Annotated in this window: 8 protein-coding genes; 4 read left to right on the top strand and 4 right to left on the bottom strand. The window is 60.8% G+C overall.

Annotated features, from left to right (window positions below):
- Nucleotides 1–164: 164 nt before the first annotated feature.
- Together KW841_RS18755 and KW841_RS18750 are read right to left on the bottom strand one after the other, a co-directional pair.
- A complete protein-coding gene (locus KW841_RS18755; RefSeq protein ID WP_218478968.1) occupies nucleotides 165–1,904 on the bottom strand; it encodes a dipeptidase in 1,740 nt (579 codons plus the stop codon).
- Between the two features lie 160 nt (nucleotides 1,905–2,064).
- Nucleotides 2,065–2,364 (bottom strand): hypothetical protein, encoded by a 300-nt coding sequence (locus tag KW841_RS18750; protein WP_218478966.1) that lies wholly within the window; start codon nucleotides 2,362–2,364, stop codon nucleotides 2,065–2,067.
- Nucleotides 2,365–2,570: 206 nt separating this feature from the next.
- On the opposite strand from KW841_RS18750, the gene KW841_RS18745 reads away from it, so the two are divergent.
- The 3 genes from KW841_RS18745 (at nucleotide 2,571) to KW841_RS18735 (ending at nucleotide 5,973) form a co-directional block, all read left to right on the top strand.
- Entirely contained in the window at nucleotides 2,571–3,665 is a 1,095-nt protein-coding gene (locus KW841_RS18745; protein WP_218478963.1) for an alpha/beta fold hydrolase, read from the top strand.
- Nucleotides 3,666–3,729: 64 nt separating this feature from the next.
- Nucleotides 3,730–4,782: an alpha/beta hydrolase gene (locus KW841_RS18740; protein WP_218478961.1), complete on the top strand. Its 1,053-nt coding sequence runs from the start codon at nucleotides 3,730–3,732 to the stop codon at nucleotides 4,780–4,782.
- 18 nt (nucleotides 4,783–4,800) lie between these two features.
- On the top strand, nucleotides 4,801–5,973 hold the full coding sequence (locus tag KW841_RS18735; protein WP_218478958.1) for a carboxymuconolactone decarboxylase family protein: 1,173 nt from the start codon (nucleotides 4,801–4,803) through the stop codon (nucleotides 5,971–5,973).
- Here KW841_RS18735 and KW841_RS18730 read toward each other — a convergent pair.
- Complete coding sequence (locus KW841_RS18730) at nucleotides 5,961–6,854, bottom strand: LysR family transcriptional regulator (RefSeq protein ID WP_116582725.1); 894 nt, start codon at nucleotides 6,852–6,854, stop codon at nucleotides 5,961–5,963. The genes KW841_RS18735 and KW841_RS18730 overlap by 13 nt on opposite strands.
- A gap of 324 nt (nucleotides 6,855–7,178) precedes the next feature.
- On the bottom strand, nucleotides 7,179–8,096 hold the full coding sequence (locus KW841_RS18725) for a LysR family transcriptional regulator (RefSeq protein ID WP_218478955.1): 918 nt from the start codon (nucleotides 8,094–8,096) through the stop codon (nucleotides 7,179–7,181).
- A gap of 252 nt (nucleotides 8,097–8,348) precedes the next feature.
- Here KW841_RS18725 and KW841_RS18720 point away from each other — a divergent pair, with 252 nt between their 5' ends.
- Nucleotides 8,349–9,113, top strand: coding sequence for an SDR family NAD(P)-dependent oxidoreductase (locus KW841_RS18720; protein WP_218478953.1), 765 nt, complete (start codon nucleotides 8,349–8,351; stop codon nucleotides 9,111–9,113).
- Nucleotides 9,114–9,139: the final 26 nt, after the last annotated feature.

Raw genomic sequence — 9,139 nt, 5'->3', positions numbered from 1 at the left:
GGAAGAAGACAGGGATTGATTAATCGAACTATGATTTTTCATGGACTCGCCCTCGCTGTCGTTGGCTGTTTAGACTGCCACCGTGGCGCATTGACGCCTCGGCTTGGGCGAGTCCATCCAATTACAGGGGACCGCGTCCGAGTCCAAATCAGGGAAAGAACCGATCAAAGCGTCGGCAATTGCCCGATGCGGCCCATCATCTCGGTCACGATCTGCAAGTCCAACAGGAACTGCTCGGTCGTCTTGAACTCGTTGTCGTTGTGACCGGTGTACTTGACGTCCGGCATGGCCAGGCCGAATTGCACGCCGTTAGGCAGTTCATGCACGGACGTGGCGCCGGCGGAGGTGCCGAACTTGTGTTCCATGCCGAGGTTTTCGCTGGCCACCGCGAGCAGCGCTTTGACCCATTCACCCTCGGGGTTGCGGTACATCGGTTCGGCAATCGACAGGTCGAAGGTCGGGGCGATCCCGGTCTTCTTGCTCCAGGCGTCCAGCTTGGTGGCGATTTCGGACTTGAGCGCTTCTGGCGTCTTGCCCTTCGGCACGCGCAGGTTGACGGCGAGTTTGAAGGCTTTGTCATCCATCCCGACATACGTCAGGGACGTGGTCAGCGGGCCCATGAATTCATCGGCAAAACCGACCCCCAGCTTGCCGCCCAGGTAGTCCAGCCCCCAGTTGTCGGCGGCGTAGCGGGCAGCGTCGGTGAACTGGTTGTGCTTGAGCGCGACCTTGCCGTCGAGGCTATTGATGAAGTCGAGCATCCTGGCCACCGGGTTGACGCCGGACTCGGGCTCGGAGGAGTGGGCGGAAACGCCGGTGACCGTCAGTTTGACGTCCTTGCCGTCGACCTTGGCAGCCACTTCGAAGTTGCCGCCATTTTGCTTGGCGTACTCAGTGCCGGCCTTTTGCAGGCTGGCAGCCAGTTCGGCGGGCTTGTCGGTCACCAGGGTCGCGACCGATGTCGACGGAATCTGGTTGGTGGCCAGGCCGCCGGTCATCGAAATGATTTCTGCGCCTTTGCCCTCGCCAGCACGCTTGGCGAAGCTCGCCATGACGGTGCCGTAGCCTTTCTCGGCGATCACCACCGGGTAGCCGCCATCCAGCGCCAGGTTGTAGTTGGGCGTCGGGTTGCGCTCGAAGTAGTAGGGGATGGCGTCACCGGTGGTTTCTTCGGTGGTGTCGACCAGCAGCTTGAAGTTGCGCGCCAGCGGCAGTTGCTCCTCCTTGATGATCTTCATGGCGTAGAGCGCCACCACGATGCCGTTCTTGTCATCTTCGGTGCCGCGGCCATACATGCGATCGCCGACCAGGGTGACCTTGAACGGGTCGAGGCGGGTGCCGTCCTGCAGAACCCAGTTCTCCGGCGTCACCGGCACCACATCGGCATGGGCGTGAATGCCCACGACCTCATCGCCCTTGCCCTCGAGGGAGATCTCGTACACGCGGTTGTCGATGTTGCGAAAGTTCAGGTTGAACGCCTGGGCGAGGCCCTTGATCTTCTCGGCAATCTTGAGGAATTCGGGATTGTCGTGCTGGTCAACGCCGTCCACGCGCACGGTCGGAATGGCCACCAGCTCCTTCAGGGTTTCGGTGGCCGCGCTGCCGTATTTCACCCGGGCGTAAAGACCGAGCAAACGATGGATTTCGTTCTGCTGCTCAGTGGACAGCGTCTTGTTGCCGAGGAAGGCACTGATGGCCGGGCCGAGATCATCGGTTTTGGCGACATCGCTCTTGGCCAGGGTTTGCAGGAACTGGCGGAAATCCTTGACCGAAGCATCATTGAACGTCTTGAGGATGATCGCGCTCTGTTGCGGTGTGATGTTGGCGTGGGCAGCGCTGGTGAACGACGAAAGGCTGGCGAGCATCAGGGTGGTCGCAGCCAGGTGCTTGAATGAAAAATCCATTGCTGGGGGCATTCCTTTGCAGGCGGGTTGTAAGAAATATCTGATCGCTTGATCAGAAACATTTCAAAACTAACACCATGCGCGTGTGAAACGGGAGCCCTAGAAGTGGGATCTGTCGCACAGAAATGCAAAAGCGACGCAGAAACGAAAAACCGCTCTATCAGTGTTTACATTCCGCCAACACCACCTGGCAGGTATTCGGCGTGCCGCCCGATCGGCCGGCATAGCGGATGCAGTTATTCAGGGATTTCTGGCGAGCCATGTTCAGCGTGTCGCCCCAGGCGAGGCCACCTTCGCCGACAGTGGGGAGGGCTTTCGCATAGCAGGCTGAGCCGGTGTTCGAGGCTGAATAGCGAGCCGTGTTGGTTTTGCCTGAGCATCCGGCTGTCAGCGCCAGATTGGCGGCGAGCAGGGAAAGCAGGATCCATGACGAGCATTGGCGTGCAGTCTGTCCCGTCATTCCGGTTCCCCTGTATCAAGAGGCGTGATCAAGGTCGTGTCTATTCAGATTAGGCCTCTTTCAGGACATCCTCCACCTTCGGCTGGACCTGTCTCAATCAATACAATTATGTGTTTTTGGTATTACTGCTATCCGATTGGGTCTATTCATTAATTAATGCCTGGGCGGTAGTTTGCATCTCTGCGATTACACGTCGAGAGCCACTCATGACCCGGGATTCCATCCGCAAGTACGCACATGCCGCCGTCAGGGCGGGCACGCTCTGTCTCACCCTGACTGGCGGGGCGCTGGTGGAGGCTGCCGAGCGCAGCCCGCTGATCATCAAGGATCAAGGAAGCCTGATTGCCGGCGGGGGACTGATCACCCAGCCGGGTCGCTTTGATCCTTACAAACCGCTGATACCGGACGGCCAGACCTACCATGGCGACCATGTGTATGCGTTCTATCAGGTACCGGTCGATGCGCATCCGTTGCCCATTGTCATGTGGCATGGCGCAGGGCAATCGGCGAAGTCCTGGGAAACCACGGCCGATGGCCGCGAAGGCTTCCAGAATATCTTCCTGCGGCGCGGGTTCTCCACCTACCTGATCGACCAACCGCGCCGTGGCGATGCGGGGCGCAGCCTGATGGAAACGACGATCAAGCCAGTGCCGGACGAGCAACTGTGGTTCAACCAGTTCCGCATCGGACTGTGGCCCGAAACCTTCGAGGGCAGTCAGTTCCCCCGTGGGCCGCAGGCGCTGGAGCAATTCTTCCGTTCGATGACACCCAACACCGGCCCTTATGACATTGAAGTCGCCTCCGATGGCGTATCCGCGCTGTTGGACAAGACCGGGCCCGCCATCCTGTTCACCCACTCTCAGGGCGGTGGACCCGGTTGGATGACCGCGATCAAGAGCCAGCATGTGCGGGGCATCGTCGCGTTCGAGCCGGGAAGCAGCTTCGTGTTTCCCGAGGGCGAGGTGCCGGCGCCGATTCCCAGCGCGTTCGACACGCTCTCGGCGCAGGTCGTATCGAAGGCGCAGTTCGAAGCGCTGACGCATATCCCCATCCTGATCATCTACGGCGACAACATCCCGGACAAGCCGGTTCGTTTACCGGCACAGGACAGCTGGCGTGCCCGGCTCGAGATGGCGCGACTGTGGCGAGACACCGTAAACCGCCATGGCGGCGACGTGCGGCTCATTCACTTGCCGGAGATCGGCATCAGGGGCAACAGCCACTTCCCGTTTTCGGACCTGAACAACGTCGAGATCGCGGACCTTGTTTCGCAGTTTCTCGCCGAGAAAAACCTCGATTGATGCCGAGCAGGGCAATCGCTGCCGCACACCCTTGGAAACTGGAATTGTCAGGAGTATTCACAAGATGCGAACCACGCTGAAGGCCACACTCATGGCCGCCATGATCGGCATGTCCGGCGTTGACGCCGAGGCCGCGGACTACAAACACAATCCCTACACCCTGACCTACGCAGGCGCGCTGGTGAAGAACGAGCCGGGCAAGGTCAACATCCATCCGGTCACCTACAGACTCAACGGCCTGGACATCGCCGCCAACGTTTACACCCCGGCCAATTATGACGCGTCGAAGCAATACCCGGCCGTCGTCGTGGCGCATCCCAATGGCGGGGTGAAGGAGCAGGTCGCCGGCCTGTATGCCCAGCGCCTGGCCGATCAGGGCTACATCACGATCACGGCGGATGCGGCGTATCAGGGGGCCAGCGGTGGCGAGCCGCGCAACATCGACAAGCCCGCGTACCGCATCGAGGACATCCATGGCATGGCGGACTTCATCGCCCGCTATCCCGGCGTCGATAGCGCGCGACTGGGCTTGCTCGGTATCTGCGGCGGCGGGGGGTATTCGTTGAAGGCGGCGCAAACCGACAAACGCTTCCAGTCAATCGCGACCTTGAGCATGTTCAACTCCGGGCTGGTACGTCGCAATGGTTACCGGGACTCGCAACTGTCGACGATCCAGGAGCGCTTGCAACAGGCTTCGGCCGCCCGCGCGCAGGAAGCGGCGGGCGGGGAGGTGCTCTACGTTGGCGACTTCAGGCTGACCGATGAGCAGATCGCCAAGCTGCCGTTCGATCTGTATCGGCAGGGTTACGAGTATTACGGCAAGACCCACGCCCATCCGAACTCGACCTTCCGCTACACCCAGAGCAGCCTGCTGGACCTGATGAGCTTCGATGCCACGGACCAGATCGAACTGATCGATCAACCCTTGCTGATGATCGCCGGCAGCAAGGCCGACAGCCTGTACATGTCGGAGCAGGCGTTCGCCAAGGCCACTGGAACCCGGGACAAGAAACTGTTCACGATCGATGGCGCGACCCATATCGAAACCTATTGGGTGCCTGAGTATGTGGACGTCGCCATTGGCCAGTTGAACGCGTTCTACGCCAGAACACTCTGACTCGAAGGATCCTTCATCATGAAAAACACGCTTTTTGGCATCGCGGTGTGCGCCGCGGCGCCTTTTGCCGGCGCAGCAGGGGCCGACAGTGTCAGTGAGCCCAGGGCCGCCCAGCAGATCAGTCGGGCAGGCAGCCAGGCTTCGGTCGCGGGCCCGGCGGATTATTTCACCGGACAGGTGCGCGTCGATCCGTTGTTTCCTGCCACGGGCGAGAATAATGCGTCCGGTGCCTACGTCACCTTCGAGCCGGGCGCGCGTTCGGCCTGGCACACCCATCCTGCCGGCCAGCGATTGGTAGTGACCTCCGGTGTCGGCCTGACGCAAGAGTGGGGCAAGCCCGTGCAGGAAATCCATCCAGGCGATGTGATTGTCTGCCCGCCGGGCGTCAAGCACTGGCATGGTGCCGCTGCGACGAGCCGCATGACACACCTGGCCGTGACCGGATCGGTAGAGGGCAAAAGCGTGCTATGGCTGGAGAAGGTCACCGATGCCCAGTACAGCGTACAGCGTCCTGTTGCGCCACAATCCTTGCCTGCGACGCCACCCGTTTCCGAGACATTGTCGTCCAGGCAACAGGCCATCCCGTTGATTGCCGCCGCCATGGCCGCGAGCAATATTCCCCGACTCAATGCGGCCCTGAACCAGGGGCTTGATGCGGGGCTGACGGTCAGCGAGGCCAAGGAAATACTGGTGCAGCTCTATGCCTACAGCGGTTTTCCCCGCAGCCTCAATGCCCTTGGCGAGTTGATGAAAGTGGTCGAAGCACGCAAACAGCGGGGCATCGAGGATGTTGCGGGGCGCGAGCCCGGTCGCATCATTCCCGTCGGCGATGAGTTGCTGGCGGTTGGCAAGGCCAACCAGACGCGCATTGCCGGGGCGCCTGTCCAGGGGCCGCTGTTCGACTTCGTCCCAGTCATCAATCAGTACCTGCAAACGCATTTGTTCGGTGACATTTTCGAGCGCGACAACCTTGACTGGCAAAGTCGGGAGCTGGCGACCGTCGCGGCGCTGGCCGCCACGCCGGGCGTAGAGTCACAACTGCGCTCGCACATGGCCGCCAGCCTGCGGGTCGGCCTGACCGTCGGGCAATTGCGTCAGTTGACCCGGCTACTGGCCGATCAGGGGGATGCCGATGCAGCCAAGCGCGCCGCCGAGGCGCTGGACGCCACCCAGGCCAATCAGCCCGGATAGCGCAAGGCTTCGCGCAGCAAGGTAAAAGCCGGCGAGCTCTGCCGCCGGCTCGGGTAATAGAGGTGGTAGCCGGAGAACGGCTCGCACCAGTCCGTGAGCACGCGGATCAACCGGCCCTGCGCTACATGCTCCTGCACCTGGTCTTCCGGCATGTAGGCCAGGCCCAACCCCTGCAGGGCGGCCTGCAGGCGCATGGCAATGTTGTTGAACACCAGTTGGCCCTCGACGCGGACGTTCACTGGCTGGCCATTCTTCTCGAACTCCCACGAATACAGCCCACCGTGAGTCGGCATGCGCAAGGTGATGCAATTGTGCTGCATCAGATCGATCGGGACGACGGGCTTTGAATATCGGGCGAAATACGCGGGGGAGCCGACCACCGCCATGCGCATGTCGGGGCCGATGCGCATGGCGATCATGTCCTTGGCGACCTGTTCACCCAACCGTACGCCAGCGTCGAAGCCTTCGGCCACTATGTCGGTAAAGCCGTAGTCGACGATGATTTCGATGTTGAGGTCAGGATAGTCCGGCAGCAATTTGGCCAGTACGGGGTGCAGAACCGTGATTGCTGCATGCTCGCCGGCCGTGATCCGCAATTTGCCCGCCGGCTTGTCGCGGAATGCACTGAGCAAGGCCAGTTCGTTGTCGATCTCTTCGAACCTGGGGGCGATCACCCGCAGCAGATGCTCGCCGGCTTCAGTCGGCGAAACGCTGCGCGTGGTGCGAGACAACAACCGGACACCCAGTCGATCCTCCAGCTGGCGCATCGCGCGGCTCAAGGCCGGCTGCGACATACCCAGCCTGGCGGCGGCACGGGTGAAACTGCGCTCCTGTGCCACGGCCGAGAAGATCGCCAGTTGGTCGTAGCTTTCGACGGTCATTGATACGCACCTGTTATGAACCGGTTGCGATTATGCCATCTGAAGTGAGTAATGGTCCCAAGTAACCAAGGGCTCATACCCCTGACGTTCGACCTCTCGAGGGGGGGCCAGCACCGCGAGGCGAGCTAACGCTCGCCCTCGTTGTTTGGTGGTGCACACGTTCCCCTGTAGGAGCTGCCGAAGGCTGCGATCTTTTGATCCTGCTTTTGCGATCTGGAGATTTCTGAAGATCAAGATCAAAAGATCGCAGCCTTCGGCAGCTCCTACAGATATTTCGTAATCTGTGTTCCCCCGGGATTTCCAGAAAATCGACAAGTCCCGTCCTCAAGCCGAAGCCGCCTGCGCCGAGCCTTGTTGAACGAAGCGTTCAATCAACCATCGCGCGGCCGGTCCCGGTGGCAGATCCGTGCGGTAGATGACGTCGAAGGAATATCGGCCGCTTTTGTATTCCGGAATGTTCAGTTGCACGAGTCGGCCGCTCTGCAGATCTTCCTGGACCATCGGGGCTGGCATGTTGCCCCAGCCGATGCCTTCACGCAGCAGCATGTGCTTGGCGCCCAGGTCCGCCAGGCGCCAGGTGCGGTTGCTGAGCACGGCGAAATCCTTGTCCTTGGTCAGCACCGAACGGTCGGACAGCACCAGTTGCGTGAACTCTCGCCCGGCGCCCGGAACATTCGAGTCGCTCGATGCCAGTGGATGATTGGGGGCGGCCACCGGAATCAGCTCGACACTGCCGACGCCCATTCTTTCGATACCGTCGATGCCTTCATTCATGGGCCCACTGACGCCGATGATCGCGCCACGGTTGATCACCAGCTCAGTGACGGCGCCGAGGGCTTCCATATGCAAGTGCAGGGCAACGGTCGGGAATTCTTCGCGAAAGGATTTGAGTGCGTCCACCACGCGATCGGGGGGAAGCATCACATCGAGTACCACGTGAACCTCGGCTTCGAGCCCCTGGAGCAGGCCCTTCACTTTGGCGCGCAATCCATGAATACCGTTGGCGATGGTCCTGGCTTCGGCCAGCACGGTACGGCCGGCATCGGTGAGCTGGGGTTTGCGGGTGGTCTGACGGTCAAACAGCGACACGCCGAGCTGCATTTCCAGATTGGCGATCGAGTAACTGATGACCGAGGTGGCCCGGTGCAGTTTTCTGGCCGCTGCGGCAAAACTGCCGACTTCGACGACCGTCAGGAACACGCGCAGTTGGTCCAGTGTCGGTGTTCCGGGGTCAGAGATCATGCCAATTTCCTCGAACGTAATGGCCAATATTATCCCGGTACATCGTATAGCGTCATGCATCCGCCCGGTGTGCTGGAAAAATGAAACACCAGGCAGATAAGCGCAAAACCGCGACAGGTTGAACAAGGCTCCTAAAGAGTGGCGAACCGTGATCGGCGACAGTTGAGTCGTCGAAAGCGACACCCCGCATACGTTCAGGCGTATGCGCAGCGGCTGGAATGGTTCAGCTGCTCTCTTGCCAGGAGAAACGAAATGACTGATTTTATGCCTACCCCCAACGAAATCGCCGGCAAAGTCGTGATTGTCACGGGCGCCGCCAGCGGTATCGGCCGTGCCATCGCCGAGCTGTTCCATGCCCGTGGCGCCAAGGTCATTGCCGAAGACATCAACCCTGAAGTGAACGCCCTAGAGCGTCCGGGCCTGGTGCCATTCGTGGCCGACATCACGGTCGATGGCTCGGCGGAAAAAGCGGTTGCCCTGGCCGTTCAACACTTCGGCAAGCTCGATGTGCTGGTCAACAACGCGGGGCGGATCATCTACAAGCCTCTGGTCGAGATGACGCGCGAGGACTGGAGCTGGCAGATGGAGACCAACGTGACGGGTGCGTTCCTTCATTCCCGTGAAGCGGCGAAAGAAATGATGAAGCAAAAGTCAGGCGCCATCGTCAACATTGCGTCCTATGCCTCTTACTTCGCGTTCCCGGGCATCGCGGCCTACACCGCATCGAAAGGGGCCCTGGCGCAACTGACCCGAACCCAGGCCCTGGAAGCGATAGAGCACGGTATTCGGGTCAATGCGATTGGCGTGGGCGACGTGGTCACCAATCTGCTCAATCACTTCATGGAAGACGGCCCGGGCTTCCTGCAAGAGCACGGCAAGTCGGCACCGATCGGCCGTGCGGCTTCGCCCGATGAAATCGCCGAGATCGTGGCGTTCCTGGCCTCCGAGCGCGCCAGTTTCATTGTCGGCTCGGTGGTCATGGCCGATGGCGGCATGAGCATTCCCGTGGGCAGTTGATTGGCCGGTTGTACTGGCGGCACGGC

This window comes from Pseudomonas sp. PDM28, assembly GCF_019219115.1.
Lineage (GTDB): Bacteria > Pseudomonadota > Gammaproteobacteria > Pseudomonadales > Pseudomonadaceae > Aquipseudomonas > Aquipseudomonas laurylsulfatiphila.
This window is presented reverse-complemented; position numbering and strand designations above follow the sequence as displayed.